Origin of the sequence: Cryobacterium sp. Hz9, from assembly GCF_004402825.1 — a bacterium.
Classification (GTDB): Bacteria; Actinomycetota; Actinomycetes; order Actinomycetales; family Microbacteriaceae; genus Cryobacterium; species Cryobacterium gelidum.
In genome coordinates, this window is the sequence record NZ_SOFC01000011.1 from 17159 (window position 1) to 33454 (window position 16296).

A 16296-nucleotide genomic window follows, 5' to 3' on the forward strand; every position below is an offset into this window, starting at 1 on the left:
GCTCAAGTTTAGCGGCCTTAGACGACCCCACCGGCCGTGCTCTGAGCGCCCAGTGCGTTCGAGTAGATCAGGTTGGGGTCGGCCGGTTTCGACGGCGGCGCGGTCGAGCCTGTCGGCTTGACCCCACCACCGTTCGAGCCGGTGCGACGAGCGATCACGCGGGCGAGCCAGGACAGCGACAGGTTCATCGCGAGGTAGATCGCGAGCACGATGAAGAAAAACGAGAACGAGTATCGGTTGCCGAAGAACTGCGACAGGTTGTAGTTTCCGCTGCGCAACAGTTCGTTATACCCGACGACGAAGGCCAGGGACGTGTCCTTCAGCAGCACGACGAGCTGCGCGATGATGATCGGCAGCATCTGGCGGAACGCTTGCGGAAACTCGATACGAAACCTGGTCGCGATCGGCGTGAGGCCGATGGCAAGGCCCGCTTCGCGTTGACCGCTCGGCAGCGCCTTGATACCGGCGCGAAGCGCCTCCCCGATGATGGCGCCGTTGTAGACGGCCAAGGCAGCGACTCCCGCCCAGAACGACCCGGTCGAGAACACCAACAAGATGAAAAGCATCATGAGCAGCACGGGCATGCCGCGGAAGAATTCCAGGATCACCGTGGTGGGAATGCGCACCCAGGCGTTCTCCGATGCCCGACCGAAGGAGAACAGGATGCCGATCACGAGGGCCAGGATGGCGGCCACAGCGGCCATGCGCAGCGTGTTCAGCGCGCCGATGCCCAGCGTTCGCCACACCTGCAGATCGTTGAAGACATCCCAGCGGGACGCGTCCCAGAGCCCGGGCTGCACCGCACCGTTGGCGCTGGCTTTGGGCAGCCCGAGCACGACGACGAGAGCGATCAGAGCCGCGACGATGAGCACGATGCCGAAGACTGAGATGACTCTGGACCGGGCCCGCGCTTTGGGGCCAGGAACGTCGTAGAGTACGGAGGTCATCGGAGTACCGCCACCTTCTTCTCGATCCGTCCGGCAATGACGCCGAGCGGGATGGTGATGATGAGGTAAAACACTGCGACCCCGAGCAGGATCGCGATGACCGCATCGCCGCGCTCATTCGTGATTTGCCGGGCGGCTCCAAAAAGCTCGAAGACGAAAAAGGCGCCGGCGACCGACGAGTTCTTGGCGAGGGCAATGAAGACGTTGATGAGCGGCGGGACCACCATTCGAACGGCCTGCGGCATCACGATGAACGACAGAGTCTGTCCGAAGGTCAGGCCGATACTGCGCGCGGCCTCGGCCTGACCGACATGTACGCCGTTGACGCCCGAGCGTAATGCTTCGGCGACAAAGGGCGAGGTGTAGACCGTCAGACCGATCGCGGCCAGCTGAAAATAGCCGGGGCTGAACTGCAGATACGGCAATAGGTAAGCGCAGAAGAACAGCACGAGGGTGAGCGGAGTGTTGCGCACGATCTCGGTGTAGATCGTCGCGAAGGCACGAAACGATCCCACGGGCGAGATGCGCATCGCTGCGATGACGATGCCGAGGATGAATGCGCCGATCCCGGCGAGGGCGAGGAGGCCCAGGGTGTTCCGGAAGCCTTCCAGGAACGTCGGCAGGTTGTCGATGACTGCGTCCACAACTCACCTCCTCTTCTTCTGTCTGTGGTGAAACACGTGTTCTGGGTCGAATACTCACCGGGATGGCCCGTCCGATAACGAACGGGCCATCCTGGCTTAGTGCGCGTGCCGCGCTGAGGTGGGGTGTCGTCTAGTAGCGGTCGACGGCGGGCGGCTCGGGGGTGTTTAGAACCTTCCCGGCGGTGGACTTCCAGGCGTCAACCCAGGCTCCGTCCTTGTAGGACTCTTCGAGTACGTCGTTGATGAAGGTACGGAACTCGGTGTCCTCGAGTGCGAGACCAATACCGTAGGGCTCTTCCGTGAACGGATTGTTGACGACCTCGAACTCGCCCTCGTTCTGGTCGGCGATTCCAGCGAGGATCACGTTGTCGGTGGTGACGGCGACGACTTCACCGCTGCGCAGCGGGCCGAGGCAGTTGGAGTACGTGTCCGTGGCGATGACATTTGTCGTGTATGCCGCGATATTCTTCTCCGACGTCGACCCACTCACCGTGCAGACCGGCTTGTCGGTGAGGTCCTCGGGGCCTTGGATACTGTCGGGGTTGCCCGCAAGGACGAGCAGGTCCTGGCCGGCGGAGTAGTAGGGCCCCGCGAAGGAGACAACCTCCTTGCGGGTGTCATTGATCGTGTAGGTAGCGACGACGAGGTCGACCTGACCGTTCTGAATGAACGGTTCGCGGTTCGCCGAGACGGTCTCTGTCCACTTGATCTTGTCGGCGGCGATGCCGAGTTTGGCAGCGATGAGCTTGCCGATTTCAACGTCGAACCCAACCGGGTCGCCGCCGGGGCCGCGAAGACCGAACAGCGGCTGGTCAAATTTGGTACCGATGGTCATCGTGCCGGCTGCCGCAAGATCGGCCATCGTCGTACCCGCTGCGAATTCGGGTGCTTTCTCGACGGGGGCGGCCTCCGGCGTGGCGCCAGAGTCGGTGCAGCCGCTGAGCACGAGGGCACCAGCGAGGGCAATGGCCGAGAACATTAGGCCTTTTTTGAGTCTCATGGACGTGCTCCTGATTGCTGTGAGGTGCTGCTGATGAGCCTGCTCACTGATTAGTGGGCAAGGATTTTGGAGAGGAAGTCCTTCGCTCTCGTGCTTTGGGGATTGGTGAAGAACTCTTCGGGAGTGGTCTCCTCGACGATCTCGCCCTCGGCCATGAAGATCACGCGGTCTGCGGCCTTGCGCGCGAAACCCATCTCGTGGGTCACGACGATCATCGTCATGCCGTCATTGGCCAAATCGATCATGACCTCGAGCACCTCGTTGATCATTTCCGGGTCGAGAGCGCTGGTGGGCTCGTCGAGCAGGATGAGCTTCGGTTCCATGGCTAGCGCCCGGGCGATTGCCACGCGCTGCTGCTGCCCACCGGAAAGTTGGGCCGGCATCTTCTTGGCCTGGTTGGCCACGCCGACGCGCTCGAGCAGGGCCATGGCCTTCTTCTCGGCATCCGCTTTCGACAGGCCGCGCACTTTGATCGGGCCGAGCGTGACGTTCTCGAGCACCGTTTTGTGCGCGAACAGGTTGAACGCCTGAAAGACCATACCGACGTCTGCGCGCAGTGTGGCCAGGGCGCGGCCCTCGGCCGGTAGCTTCACACCGTCGATGGTGATGAGGCCGTCATCGATGGTTTCGAGACGGTTGATGGCCCGGCAGAGGGTGGATTTGCCCGACCCACTCGGTCCGATGACTACGACCACCTCGCCCCGGTTGACCACGGCGTTGATGTTCTTGAGAACGTGCAGTTCTCCGTAATGCTTGTTGATGTCTTTTACGACGACTAGCGGTTCGCCCCGACGAACGGTGATGTTCGAGGTGGCCGGGGACGAATCTGTTGGCTCCATACTTTCCAACTTAGGACAGAACGCGTGTCTGGGCACGCCAAATGCCCGGACAGTAACGCATTTGTGACAGTCCGGGCCGCGGGCGGTTGTGCTGTGTAGCGGGTCAGGCGCGCTGGGCGAACGCACTCTCGTACAGGCACACGGATGCCGCGGTCGCCAGGTTCATCGACTCGGCTTCGCCATAGATCGGCACGCTCACGCTGCGGTCGACCCGAGCGAGGTCTTCGTCGGTCAGGCCACGAGCTTCGTTGCCGAACAGCCACACGGTCGGAGCGGCAAGCAAGCCTTCGTTGCGCGCGGTCAGCAAGTCGGAACCCTTGATGTCGGCGGCAAACAGCTGCAGGCCGGCGGCCCTGGCACGGTCGAGCACATCGGAGAGGTCGGCCGCGATGGCGACGGGCAGGTGGAAAATGGAGCCGGTCGAGGAACGGATGACCTTGGGGTTGTACAGGTCGACGCTGCGACCGGTGAGGATGACGGCATCCGCGCCAGCGGCATCCGCTGCCCGAATGATGGTGCCGGCGTTGCCGGGGTCGCGCACCTCTTCGAGGATGGCGACGAGCTTGGGTTCGGCGTTGAAGATTTTCTTCACGGAGGTCGGGAACTGGTGACAGATAGCCACGAAGCCCTGCGGGGTGACCGTGTCGGCCATGGCCTCGAGCACCTCTTCGGAGACGAATTCCACCTCGACCTGGGCGTCGATCGCCTTCTGGGCCAGGTCGGTGTAGCGGTCGAGCGCGGTGGGCGTGGCAAACAGCTCCACGACGAGTTCCGGACGAAAGGTGAGGGCTTCGGAGACGGCCTGCGGGCCTTCGAGCAGAAAAAGACCGGACTCGAGGCGCGCGTCGCGCTTGGCAAGTTTTGCGACGGCACGGACGCGCGGTGAACGTGGATTATCAAGCATGATGCTCAGTTTACGTGCAGAAAAGGAGCGGGCGACCAGGTCGCCCGCTCCTCACTGTGCAAATCGAAATTGCCTGGAACTCAAAACTATCGATCTGATCGCCACGTTTACGCCCAGGAGGCAGCGGGTGGTGAGCCGATCGGGTTGAAGCCTTACGCCGTGACGGCGACCTTCGGTGCCGAGGTGTCTGCGGGCAGTGCTGCCTTGGCGTTCTCGACGAGGGCGGCGAACGTGGCTGCCTCGTTGACCGCGAGGTCGGCGAGGATACGACGGTCGACCTCGATGCCGGCCAGGCCGAGGCCCTGGATCAGACGGTTGTAGGTGAGGCCGTTGGCGCGCGAAGCAGCGTTGATCCGCTGGATCCACAGGCGACGGAAGTCACCCTTGCGTGCACGACGGTCACGGTAGCTGTAGGTGAAGGAGTGTGTGAGCTGCTCCTTGGCCTTGGTGACCAGGCGTGAACGCTGGCCGCGGTAGCCCTTGGCGCGTTCGAGAATAACGCGGCGACTCTTGTGGGCGTTTACGGCCCTCTTTACTCTTGCCATTTTTTACAAATCCTTATTCGTTGACGAGGCCGGGTTATGGACCTAAAAATTACAGACCGAGAAGCTTCTTGATGGTCTTCTGATCCGACTTGGCCAGCACCTGATCCTGGTTCAAACGGGACTTGCGCTGCGTGCTCTTGACCTCGAGATTGTGACGAAGTCCGGCCTGCTGCTTCATGATCTTTCCGCTTCCGGTGACCTTGAAACGCTTCTTGGTTCCGGAGTGGGTCTTCATCTTAGGCATGTGGTTCCTCCTGTTTCGCTGCCTTGTCGGCAACCTTGTCGGCCTTGTCGGCGACCTTGTCTGCCTTCTCGGCAGCCTTGTGGGCGTTGATCTCGGCCTTGGCTTCTGACTTGTTTTTCAACGGGCCAATCACCATGACCATGTTTCGACCGTCGATCATCGGAGTAGATTCCACGGAACCGTACTCGGCGACATCCTCGGCAAATTTTTGGAGCAGTCGTACGCCCTGATCAGGCCGGGACTGTTCACGGCCACGAAAAAGAATCATGGCCTTGACCTTGTCACCGGACTTCAGGAAGCCTTCGGCGCGTTTGCGCTTGGTCTCGTAGTCGTGCGTATCAATCTTGAGACGGAAACGAACCTCCTTGAGGATCGTGTTCGCCTGGTTGCGCCTGGCCTCCTTGGCCTTCTGCGCAGCCTCGTACTTGAACTTGCCGTAGTCCATGATCTTGGCCACGGGCGGCTTGGCTTCGGGTGCAACTTCGACGAGGTCGAGGTCGGCATCCTGTGCCAGGCGCAGGGCAACATCAATCGCCACGACCCCGACCTGCTCGCCGTTGGGACCAACGAGACGAACTTCGGGGACGCGTATACGGTCATTTGTACGGGGATCGCTGATGCGTCTCTCCTCTTGGTTAACTTCGTGATCACAACCAGACAGCGGATGCCGACTGGGACGAAGAGAGGAAAATCACGCGTTTTCCAGGCCAACTATTTCGTTGACCTGCATTACACGACACCCTGTCTACCCTCGCTATATCACCTTCCCGAAGGAGGCGGCAACGCGACGGCGGAGTGCAATCTACCCGGTAACCTTGATGAAGCGGTATGCGCGGGTGGGAGATTCTCCACTTTCGTACCGAGACTATTGTCCCGGAACCAAAGATGAGCCTAGCAGAGGAATGCAGTGAGCCAAAGTTTTGAGCACGATACGGGTTTTGAGCAAGATGCGGCGCAAGCGACACGCGATATCGCCGACGTGGCCGCTGTGGAGATCATCACCACGGCCGCCGTGCACCTCATGAGCGCGGCCGCCGTGAAGTGCGGCCTCGCCGACGACCCCGGCGCCCAGATCGACCTCGACGAGGCGCGCAAGCTCATCACGGCTCTGGCCGGACTGGTCACGGCGGCCGCTCCCGACATCGCCGACATGCACGCGCGCAGCCTGCGCGACGGCCTTCGTTCCCTGCAGCTTGCGTTCCGCGAGGCCTCCACCATTCCCGACGCGATCGGCGAGGGCCCCGGCGAGAAGTACACCGGCCCCGTCAACTAGCTCGTTCCGTCTAACAGCTCAGGTCTGGCAGCGTGGACACCGGTAGGTATCCCGCAGCTCCAGCTCGTTACGACCGAGGCGCCCGCGCGCAATGCGACTGCCACACCGACGACACGGCTGGCCGGCCCGCCCGTAGACCCACAGTTGGGCTCCACGGCGCAGGTTTCCGGTCGTCGTGCGCTCGTCGCGGTCTTTGTTGGCCAGGATCAGGCGGCGGGCGAGGTGCACGAGCCCGGCGAGGTCGCCGACTTCAGCCACGGCCCGCTCCGGCGACAGTCCGCGCAGAAAGCACAGCTCGTTGACGTAGACGTTGCCGAGCCCGGCGAGATTGCGCTGGTCGGCGAGGGCAACGATGATCGGGCGCTCCGGCATCGCTGCGATGCGTGCCGCGGCTTCGGCGCTGTCAGCGGCGCCCCAGCCGACGCCGAGCAGATCGGGTCCGAGGTAGCCGACGATCTCCGACTCGGTTCGGGTCGGCATCAACTCCAGCAGGCCGAGCTCGAACCCGACGGCGACCCACTGCGCTGTGTGCAGCACGATGCGCGCCTGAAACGCCGGCCGCAGCCACCGCGTGCCGGGCCGATAGAGGTGCCAGGCGCCCTCCATTTTGAGATGTGAGTGGATGCTCGTGGAACCGACCCGGTGCAGCAGGTGTTTGCCGCGACTGACAACCTCGTGCACGGTTTGCCCGGTCAGATCGACGGTTGCGAAAGCGGGTACCCGAATGTCGCAGCCGGTCAGGATGCTGCCGCGCAGGGCCTGGTCGAGGGTACGCGCGGTGCGGTAGACGGTATCGCCCTCAGGCACGCAGCCTCAGTCCTTTCGGGGTCTCGGTGAATCCGGCGGCGCGCAGGGCCGCGCCCACGTCGGTGCCGATCACGAACACACCGTTGACCGTTTCCACCGCTATCCTCTGCACGCGACCGTTGGTGACCAGGGCGGCCAGGCTCACGGTGGCCGCCGTGAGCACCTGCTCATCCGTTTCAAAGGCAACCACGGTTTTACCGCCGCGCTCGACATACAGCACGAGGGCACCGTCGACAAGAACGACGAGTGCACCCGCCTTCCGGCCCGGTCGGTGGGTGGTGTCGCCAGGCAGGGTCGGCCAGGGCAGCGCGGCGCCATAGGCGTTCGCCGGGTCCGTTGCGGCCAGGGCCACAGCAGCCAGGGGCGCGGTGTTCCTCACGTCCACGGAAGTCTGGGACGCTCCCACAGCGAAGGTGCGCAGCCGGTCGATGGTGCCGCCGGTAGCGAACTGGGCTGCGCCGAGCCCCTCGATGAAGTAGCCGCGGCGGCAGCGGGCCATCTCTTCAAACCCGGTGAGGGTGCGGTAGACGAGTGAGAAGCCGCCAATCACGCTCTCCGCCATTACCGCCCCCCGGGTCACCACGCCATAGCGTTCGAGCAGCGTCTCCCCCAGGGCGTGCGCGCGACGCGTTGGCGACTCGTCGGCCACCGGGAGGATCGACCAGCGACCCGACACCGTCGGCGGACCACTGCGACTCGGCAGGTTCGGCCGCGGCATAGACCGCCCGCGATGCAGACGGGCGCGCGGCGCGGCCCGGCTCTGCCGGTGGGCCGTGTGCCCGCCAGCCAGCAGCGACCGCACCGGAGCGAACGTGTCATTGTTGATCAGACCGGCCCAGACCAGGTCCCACAACGCCTGCACCAGTGCGGCGTCGTCCTGGCTGCCGACGGCGTCAGACAGCTGTCGGAAGAAGTATGCACCGCCACCGCCCAGGGTCGTCAGGATCTCCTGCTGTAGCGGCGTCGTCTCCACATCGATGGGAAGCGGCAGGGTGAGTTGGGCCGTTTCGGCCAAGTGCAGACTGACCCAACCATCGTTGCCGGCGAGGGTTCCCGCGCCCGCCCAGAGCACCTCCCCCGCGTTGGTGAGCTCGTCGAGCATTCCCGGTTGGTAGTCGCTCACCCGGGCCGGCAGAATGAGCGTCTCCCAGGCGGACGCCGGAATGCGCGCCCCTTCGAGCTGTTCTACAACGGATGCGACGCCATCGATTCCGCGCAGCTTGCCTCCCACGTGCTGCCAGACCGGCAGGAACCGTCCAATGGCCTGCTGGTCCACCGGTTCCACCTCGTGCCGAAGCGCCGCGAGGGAACGCCGACGCAGGCGCCGCAGCACCTCGGCGTCGCACCATTCCAAGCCGGTGCCGTTCGGCCGGAATTCGCCGGCTACGATACGCCGGGCGTCGGCGAGGCGTCCGAGGGCAATCTGCACGACGGCGGTGCCGAGGCCGAACCGGTCGGCGACGGCGCCGGTGGTGAATGGTCCGTGCGAGCGTGCGTAGCGGCTCACCAGATCGCCGAGCGGATCAGCCACGGATTCGGTGAACGCTGCGGGTACCCCGATCGGCAGGGGGACTCCGAGCGCGTCGCGCAACCGGCTGGCGTCTTCCACCGCTACCCAGCGTTCCTCGCCCCCGATGCTCACGCGCATGGCGCGGCGCGCGTCGACAAGGCTGAGCAGGGCTTCCTCGGCGAGGATGCGGCCTGGCTCGTCGGGCACGCGCGACGCGTCGGGCGTCGGCATGAGCATCCGCTCGGTGACCTCGCTCGTGCTAAGCGGGCCGAGGGTGCGCAACAGATCGGCGATGCCCTCCACTCCCTTGGCCAGGTAATCCCGCGCGAGCCGCTGCAGTTCCCGGTCGGTCTGGTCGATGACGGCCGGATCGAGAAGTTCCCGAAGTTCGACCCGGCCCAGGAGTTCGGCGAGCAGGCTCGAGTCGATCGCGAGGGCGGTGGCGCGTCGTTCAGCCAGCGGGGTGTCGCCCTCGTACATGAAAGCGGCAACGTAGCCGAAGAGCAAGGTGCTCGCGAACGGGCTGGCAGTGTCGGTCGCAGTCTCAACCAGGCGCAGTTCGCGGGAGGCGATCTGCCGGGCCAGACCGGTGAGGGCCGGCAGATCGTAAACGTCTTGCAGGCATTCCCGCAGGGTCTCGAGAATGACCGGGAAGGTCGGAAAGGTGCGTGCCACGTCGAGCAGTTGCGCGGCCTTTTGTCGTTGCTGCCAGAGCGGCGAGCGCGAACCGGGCTTGTAGCGCGGCAGGAGCAATGCTCGGGCGGCGCACTCCCGGAATCGGGACGCGAACAGGGCGGAGCCGCCGACCTCGTCGGTGACCAACTGTTCGAGCTCGTCAGGGTCGAACACGAACAGTTCACTGCCGGGCGGTTCGGTCTCGGTGTCGGGAATGCGCACGACGATACCGTCGTCGCTTGCAACACACGAGCCATCGATTCCATAGCGTTCACGCACCCGGGCGCCGACCGCGAGCGCCCACGGTGCGTGCACCGGCGTACCGAACGGGGAGTGCAGCACGACACGCCAATCCCCCAGTTCGTCGCGGAACCGTTCCACTACGAGGGTGCGGTCGGTCGGCAGTTGCCCGGTTGCGGCGCGCTGCTCGTCGAGGAAGGCCAGCAGGTTGCTGATCGCCCGTTCGTCGAGACCGCCAACGGCGCAGCGGGACCAGGCCTGATCGGGCGGCAAATTGCCCACCTCGCGCACGAAAGCACCGATGGCCTGGCCCAGTTCAGCCGGGCGGCCGAGGCCATCACCCTTCCAGAACGGTAGCCGCCCGGGCTGCCCGAAAGCGGGCACGACCAGCACCCGGTCGTGGGTGATCTCCTGTATGCGCCAACTCGTGGTGCCGAGCGCGAAGACATCGCCCACGCGCGACTCGTAGACCATCTCCTCGTCGAGTTCGCCGACCCGTTTGCCGGTGATCTGTTCGCCGCCGACCATGAAGACGCCAAACAGGCCGCGGTCAGGAATTGTGCCGCCGCTTGTGACGGCCAGACGTTGCGCTCCGGGGCGCCCGGTGAGGGTGCCGGCGTCGCGATCCCAGACGATGCGCGGGCGCAACTCGGCGAACTGGTCAGATGGGTAACGGCCAGCGAGTAGGTCGAGGGTGGCCTCGAAGGCGGATCGGGGCAGGGTCGCGAACGGTGCACTGCGCCGCACGGTGTCGAACCAGGTTTCCACGTCGATCGGCTCGAGCGCGCAGGCCGCGACGGTCTGCTGGGCCAGGATGTCGAGCGGGTTGGTGGGCACCCGCAGCGATTCAATGGCGCCGGCCACCATGCGCTCGGCGGCGACCGCCGCGTGGATCAGGTCGGCCCGGTGTTTGGGGTAGATCACTCCGCGGGAGACCTCGCCGACCTGGTGCCCGGCCCGGCCGAGCCGTTGCAGCCCGCTCGACACCGACGGCGGCGATTCAACCTGCACGACCAGGTCGACGGCGCCCATATCAATGCCGAGTTCGAGGCTGGACGTGGCGACGACACAGCGCAGCCGGCCCGATTTCAGGTCGTCTTCGATGAGCGCACGCTGCTCCTTGCTGACCGAACCGTGATGTGCGCGCGCCAGCAGCGGTTCGGCGCCCAAGCTCTGGCCACTCGCACCCATCAGTTCGGCCGGCGGACGAGCTGTTGGCAGGGTGCCCACCAGACCGCTCCCACCCGAAGACCCATGCACCGATGGCGCAGGCAGCGCAAGCGCAGGGACCAACAGCGCAGGCTCCGACAGTGCTGGCTCAGACAGCGCAGGGACCGACAGCGCAGGCTCCGACAGTGCAGGCGACACAACCGACGCCTCCTCCCCGGCCAGCCGTTCGGCATAAATCTCGTTGAACCGGGCCGTGAGCCGTTCAGTGAGCCGCCGGGAATTCGCGAACACGATGCTCGACGAGTGTGCGAGTACCTCGTCGACGATGGCTTCTTCGACGTGCGGCCAGATGGAGCCGGTCTGGGGCGCGGCGGCCGACGTGACCCCCTCGCGCTGAGGTACCGGTCCGAGGTCGCTCATGTCGTCGACCGGAACGACCACGCGCAGGTCAAACCGTTTGTGCGCGGGCGGCGCCACGATCTGCACCGGGGCGGCCCCACCGAGGAACCGGGCGACTTCACTGGCCGGGCGCACGGTGGCCGAGAGCCCGATGCGTTGGGCTGGCCGAGTCAACAGCGCGTCGAGGCGCTCGAGAGAGAGGGCCAGGTGCGCGCCACGCTTGCTCGCGGCCACCGCGTGCACCTCGTCGATGATGACCGTCTGCACGCCTCTCAACGACTCGCGGGCCGCCGACGTCAGCATGAGGAACAACGATTCCGGGGTGGTGATGAGAATGTCAGGCGGCGCCGTGACCAGCCGGCGCCTGTCGGCGGCCGGAGTGTCTCCTGAGCGCACTCCGACCGTGACCCGTGGCGGCTCCAGACCGAGCCGCTGGGCCGCACGGGTGATACCCACGAGGGGAGCGGTCAGGTTGCGTTCCACGTCGACGCCGAGTGCCTTGAGCGGCGAGATATAGAGCACGCGCGTGCCGGGCACGGCCGGGACGGCGGAGTCGGTAGCCAGCCGGTCGATGGCCCACAAAAACGCGGCGAGGGTTTTGCCCGATCCCGTCGGAGCCACGACGAGGGCGTGCGATCCCAACGAGATGGCGTTCCACGCCCCGAGCTGCGCTGCCGTCGGCGCGGCGAAAGCCTCGGTGAACCAGGCTCGGGCGGCCGAGGAGAATCGATCGAGAACGTCGCTCATACGCTCATTGTCGCCTAAACCACCGACAGTGCCATATTCACACCCAGTGTCACAAACTACGTCGAAGCGACGAGCTTCACCCGCAGCGAATCGACACCGGTCGTGATGATCTCGCTCTCCGACCATCGAGTGCCGAGCCGGCTCAAAATCGCGTCGAGGTCGTGTTGGGTGAGGCCATCGACCAATTCCAGCTGCACGACCAGTTCGGGGCCCTCCAGTCGCGCCTGGGGGTCGCCGGCGACGAGCTGAACAGTCAGTATCGAAAGCTCCGTAGCGATCGACGCGGTGAATGCGTCGGCGACCTCGTGACTGGCATAACTCGGCGTCCACGGCAGCGACTGCGCGATCGCCCACAGCGCCGGCCGCCGGATGACATATTCGCCGGGCGACGTCGGGTCAAGCACGACGAGGTCGGTATTTTCCTGCGCTGCGGCCAGGGCGACGCGCACCGCATCCGCTGGAACAGGTCGCGCGCGAGGATTCCAAGCCGTCATGGTCGCCGTCGAGGAGAAAGCCGGCAGTACCGTGCGACCGTCGGGGCCCGCCACCGTGATGATCGACAGTTCCTGGGTTTTGTCGATTGTCTGGCCGTGCGCGTTCAGGGCGGAGTCGCCGAGCTTGGTCACGAGCGGGATGAGCAGGCGGGACCCACGGATGGCATCGATGACGCTTTCTTCGCCGGTTTCCCGAGCCTGAAAGCGGGCAAGCGCCTCGGCGAGAGCGGCCGGAGCCGCTCCGTCGTCGCCAGCATCCAGATTGGCTTCGAACTCACGCCCGGCCCAGGGTTGGCCCGCCGAGTCAGCCGTGTTGGCCACGCCCGCCGAGTCAACCGTGTTGGCCACGCCCGCCGAGTCAGCCGTGTTGGCCACGCCCGCCGAGTCAGCCGTGTTGGCCACGCCCGCCGAGTCAGCCGTGTTGGCCACGCCCGTCGAGTCAGCCGTGTTGGCCACGTCGCCCGGCGCGTCGGGCTGGTCGGACGGCGCCGGTACACCCGGTCGACCCGAGGGATCGCCCGTGGAACCGAGGTTGCGCGCCCTGGACATTACGACCCCGAGACGTCCAGGGCCTCAGCCAGGGTGAACGCGCCAGCGTAGAGCGCCTTGCCCACAATCGCCCCTTCGAGGCCGAGCGGTACGAGGTCACGCAGGGCCTGAATATCATCGAGGCTGGAGATGCCGCCGGAGGCGATGACCGGCTTGCGGGTACGATCGAGCACCTGGCGCAGCAGGTCAATGTTGGGGCCCTGCAGGGTGCCGTCCTTGGTGACGTCGGTCACAACGTAGCGGGCACAGCCGGCCGCTTCGAGCCGTTCGAGCACCTGCCAGAGGTCTCCACCCTCCTTGGTCCAGCCGCGGGCGGCGAGGGTGGTTCCGCGTACGTCGAGGCCCACGGCAACGGCGTCGCCGTACTGCGCGATGACGCTCGCCGCCCACTCCGGGTTTTCGAGTGCCGCAGTGCCCAGGTTGATGCGTTTGACGCCCGTGGCCAGAGCCGCTTCGAGCGACTCGTCATTGCGGATACCACCGGAAAGCTCGATGTTGACACCCGTGACCTGATGGATGACCTTCTCGATCACTCCGGTGTTGTTGCCCCGACCGAATGCCGCGTCAAGGTCCACGAGATGTATCCACTCGGCACCCTGGCGGGCCCAGTCGGCCGCAGCATCGACGGGATCACCGTAATTTGTCTCGGTGCCAGCTTCACCCTGCGTCAGGCGAACAGCCTTGCCGCCGGCCACGTCGACGGCGGGCAGGAGGACGAGCCTCGGTGTCTTGTTGAACTCGCTCATTGATGTCCTTGCTTGGTGCGGTCGCGTGCTGCGGCCAATGTCATGGAATATGCCGGTGATGTCGATAGGGACGTCCGGGGGTGCAGGGTGGGAAGTAAAGACGCGCTGAGGGCCGACTGCGCAGCTCGCCGCAGGGACCTAACGGTTGAGAGTGCCGATCCAGTTCTTCAACAAGCGGATGCCCGCCGCCCCCGATTTTTCTGGGTGAAACTGGGTGGCGCTCAGCGGACCGTTCTCGATCGCTGCGAGAAAGGGTGCGCCGTGTTCGGCCCAGGTCAGTCGCGGTTCGGGAAACGGCGGCATAACCTCCAGCGTCCACGACTGGGCAGCGTACGAGTGCACGAAATAGAACCGTTCCTCTTCGATCCCTCGAAAAAGTTCGGAGTTGGGAGCGCTCCTGACGGTGTTCCAGCCCATGTGCGGCAGGATCGCGGCGGGAAGCTCGGTGACCGTTCCGGGCCATTCGCCGAGGCCTGGCGTGTCAACGCCGCGTTCGACGCCGTGTTCGAACATGACCTGCATGCCCACGCAGATGCCGAGCACGGGGCGTCCGCCGGCGAGGCGACGATCAACGATGTCATCGCCACGTACCGCCGTGAAGGCTGCCATCACGGCGCTGAACGCACCGACACCGGGCACGACGAGGCCGTCGGCTTCGAGCGCGGTCTTGCGGTCGCTCGTCAAAGTGACGTCAGCCCCAGCCAACTCGAGCGCCTTGACGGCCGAGTGCACATTACCGGTGCCGTAGTCGAAGACAACAACCTGGGTCACAGTGCTCCCTTGGTCGACGGGATGCCCTGCACGAACGGGTCGAGAGCCTTGGCCAGGCGGAACGCGCGGGCGAAAGCCTTGAACTCGGCTTCAGCGATGTGGTGGGGGTCGCGACCGCCCAAGACGGTGACGTGCACGGTCAGACCGGCGTGGAAGGTAATGGCTTCGAAGACATGACGCACCATGGATCCGGTGAAGTGTCCGCCGATGAGGTGAAATTCGAAGCCGGCCGGCTCGCCGGTGTGCACGAGGTAGGGGCGGCCGGAGATATCGACGACGGCCTGGGCGAGCGCCTCATCGAGCGGGACCAGGGCGTCGCCGTAGCGGGAGATTCCCGACTTGTCACCGAGGGCCTGACGGATAGCCTGACCGAGCACGATTCCCACGTCTTCAACGGTGTGGTGCACGTCGATTTCGATGTCGCCGGAGGCGCGCACGGTGAGGTCGGTGAGCGAGTGTTTAGCGAACGCCGTGAGCAGGTGATCGTAGAAGGGCACCGAGGTGTGGATATCGCTGACGCCGCTGCCATCGAGGTTCAGCGAGAGGTCGATGCTGGATTCACTCGTCTCCCGTTGCAGGCGTGCGACGCGGGGCGCGATGATACCGACAGTTGAACTCATGGCACTAGCTTATTCGGCTCGGGCCGGCGGCGCTTGACCGCTCACTTCGGTGCGCCCCAGCCGGGCCAGGGCATTCAAAAACAGCGTCGTCTCGTGCTCGGTCCCCGCGGTCACTCGCAGATGGCCGGGGATGCCGACATCGCGAATGAGAATTCCCTCCGCGAGCAGTGCCTCGAAGGTCGCGTGCGGGTCGGCCACTCCCCCGAACAGTACGAAGTTGCTCCAGCTGCGGTGGGGGGCATAGCCCAGGCGGGACAGCTCAACCACGAGCCGGTCACGCTGCCCCCGAATGTCATCGACCATAGCGAGCATCTCGGCGCTGTGCGCCAGTGCCGCGTTCGCGGCGGCCTGAGTCAGGGCGGAGAGGTGGTACGGCAGGCGGACCAGGCGCAGGGCGTCCGTGACTGCCGGATCCGCGGCCAGATACCCCACCCGGGCACCGGCGAAGGCGAAGGCCTTGCTCATCGTGCGCGAGACGAGCAGACGCTCCCGGGCGGGCAGCAGGGTGAGCGCACTCGGCGTGCCGGTCGGCGCGAACTCCGCGTAGGCCTCGTCGACGACGACGATGCCGTCGGTCGCGTCGTAGGCGGCGGCGATGGTCTCGAGGGAGAGCGGGGTGCCGGTGGGGTTGTTCGGAGAGCAGAGAAAAATGATGTCGGGGTTGGTGCGTGTGATCTCGCTCACGGCGGTGGCCGGCGAGAGCTCGTAGTCGGCGTCGCGCGTGCCCGCAATCCAGGTGGTGTCTGTTCCCGAGGCGAGAATCGAGTACATCGAATAGGTCGGGGCAAAGCCGAGCAGACTGCGTCCGGGCCCGCCGAAAGCCTGCAACACCTGCTGCAGTACTTCGTTGGAGCCGTTGGCCGCCCAGATGTTGTCGGCGATGAGTCCTTCGCCGAGGTACCGGGCCAGTGCCTCGCGCAGGGCGGTGAATTCACGGTCGGGATACCGGTTGACCGTGCGAATGGCCTCGGCCAGGTCGGCGAGGATATCGCGAGCAACCGCCTCGGGAACGGGATGCGTGTTCTCGTTGACGTTCAGTGCCACCGGAACGTGCAATTGCGGAGCTCCGTAGGGTGTCAAGCCTTGCAGGTTGGCGCGGAGCGGAAGATCTTCGAGACTGGTCACAGGTTCCATGCTACGACCCTCTACTACGCGCCGTGTTCCGGCTCCGT

Annotated in this window: 16 protein-coding genes; 1 reads left to right on the top strand and 15 read right to left on the bottom strand. The window is 65.2% G+C overall.

All coding sequences use genetic code 11. The annotated features are described in order from the left end of the window. Positions 1-17: 17 nt before the first annotated feature. The 8 genes from E3N85_RS04400 to infC all read right to left on the bottom strand — a co-directional run bounded on the left by E3N85_RS04400 (position 18) and on the right by infC (position 5742). Complete coding sequence (locus tag E3N85_RS04400) at positions 18-947, bottom strand: amino acid ABC transporter permease (protein ID WP_134459879.1); 930 nt, start codon at positions 945-947, stop codon at positions 18-20. Then, positions 944-1591, bottom strand: coding sequence for an amino acid ABC transporter permease (locus E3N85_RS04405; RefSeq protein WP_134459882.1), 648 nt, complete (start codon positions 1589-1591; stop codon positions 944-946). The genes E3N85_RS04400 and E3N85_RS04405 overlap by 4 nt, the downstream gene beginning before the upstream one ends. Positions 1592-1721: 130 nt before the next feature. Next, positions 1722-2591 (bottom strand): glutamate ABC transporter substrate-binding protein, encoded by an 870-nt coding sequence (locus tag E3N85_RS04410; protein ID WP_134459885.1) that lies wholly within the window; start codon positions 2589-2591, stop codon positions 1722-1724. 50 nt (positions 2592-2641) lie between these two features. Then, positions 2642-3430, bottom strand: a complete 789-nt coding sequence (locus tag E3N85_RS04415; protein WP_134459888.1) for an amino acid ABC transporter ATP-binding protein — start codon at positions 3428-3430, stop codon at positions 2642-2644. A 103-nt stretch (positions 3431-3533) separates the two neighbouring features. Further along, entirely contained in the window at positions 3534-4334 is an 801-nt protein-coding gene (locus E3N85_RS04420; protein WP_134459891.1) for an RNA methyltransferase, read from the bottom strand. 152 nt (positions 4335-4486) lie between these two features. Next, the gene (rplT, locus tag E3N85_RS04425) at positions 4487-4879 is read right to left on the bottom strand and encodes a 50S ribosomal protein L20 (protein WP_134459894.1); all 393 of its coding nucleotides are present in this window, start codon (positions 4877-4879) and stop codon (positions 4487-4489) included. Positions 4880-4928: 49 nt separating this feature from the next. After that, positions 4929-5123 carry a 50S ribosomal protein L35 gene (gene rpmI, locus E3N85_RS04430; RefSeq protein ID WP_092111710.1) on the bottom strand — a complete coding sequence of 65 codons (195 nt, stop codon included), beginning with the start codon at positions 5121-5123 and terminating at the stop codon, positions 4929-4931. Further along, entirely contained in the window at positions 5116-5742 is a 627-nt protein-coding gene (gene infC / locus E3N85_RS04435) for a translation initiation factor IF-3 (RefSeq protein WP_104127223.1), read from the bottom strand. The genes rpmI and infC overlap by 8 nt, the downstream gene beginning before the upstream one ends. 288 nt (positions 5743-6030) lie before the next feature. Between infC and E3N85_RS04440 the strand changes: the two genes are divergently transcribed. After that, positions 6031-6396 carry a DUF1844 domain-containing protein gene (locus tag E3N85_RS04440; protein WP_134459897.1) on the top strand — a complete coding sequence of 122 codons (366 nt, stop codon included), beginning with the start codon at positions 6031-6033 and terminating at the stop codon, positions 6394-6396. 18 nt (positions 6397-6414) lie between these two features. On the opposite strand, the gene E3N85_RS04445 is transcribed toward E3N85_RS04440, so the two are convergent. From E3N85_RS04445 to E3N85_RS04475, 7 genes are all read right to left on the bottom strand, one after another. Beyond that, a complete protein-coding gene (locus E3N85_RS04445) occupies positions 6415-7203 on the bottom strand; it encodes a DNA-formamidopyrimidine glycosylase family protein (protein WP_134459900.1) in 789 nt (262 codons plus the stop codon). After that, positions 7196-11944, bottom strand: coding sequence for a DEAD/DEAH box helicase (locus E3N85_RS04450; RefSeq protein ID WP_134459903.1), 4749 nt, complete (start codon positions 11942-11944; stop codon positions 7196-7198). Before E3N85_RS04450 ends, E3N85_RS04445 begins: the two co-directional genes overlap by 8 nt. A gap of 56 nt (positions 11945-12000) precedes the next feature. Beyond that, positions 12001-12987, bottom strand: coding sequence for an SseB family protein (locus E3N85_RS04455; RefSeq protein WP_134459906.1), 987 nt, complete (start codon positions 12985-12987; stop codon positions 12001-12003). Continuing rightward, complete coding sequence (gene priA, locus E3N85_RS04460; RefSeq protein WP_134459909.1) at positions 12987-13733, bottom strand: bifunctional 1-(5-phosphoribosyl)-5-((5-phosphoribosylamino)methylideneamino)imidazole-4-carboxamide isomerase/phosphoribosylanthranilate isomerase PriA; 747 nt, start codon at positions 13731-13733, stop codon at positions 12987-12989. Before priA ends, E3N85_RS04455 begins: the two co-directional genes overlap by 1 nt. Positions 13734-13871: 138 nt before the next feature. Continuing rightward, positions 13872-14504: an imidazole glycerol phosphate synthase subunit HisH gene (gene hisH, locus E3N85_RS04465; protein ID WP_134459912.1), complete on the bottom strand. Its 633-nt coding sequence runs from the start codon at positions 14502-14504 to the stop codon at positions 13872-13874. After that, on the bottom strand, positions 14501-15124 hold the full coding sequence (hisB, locus tag E3N85_RS04470) for an imidazoleglycerol-phosphate dehydratase HisB (protein WP_134459915.1): 624 nt from the start codon (positions 15122-15124) through the stop codon (positions 14501-14503). The genes hisH and hisB overlap by 4 nt, the downstream gene beginning before the upstream one ends. 9 nt (positions 15125-15133) lie before the next feature. Further along, entirely contained in the window at positions 15134-16258 is a 1125-nt protein-coding gene (locus E3N85_RS04475; protein WP_134459918.1) for a histidinol-phosphate transaminase, read from the bottom strand. Between the last annotated feature and the right edge of the window lie 38 nt (positions 16259-16296).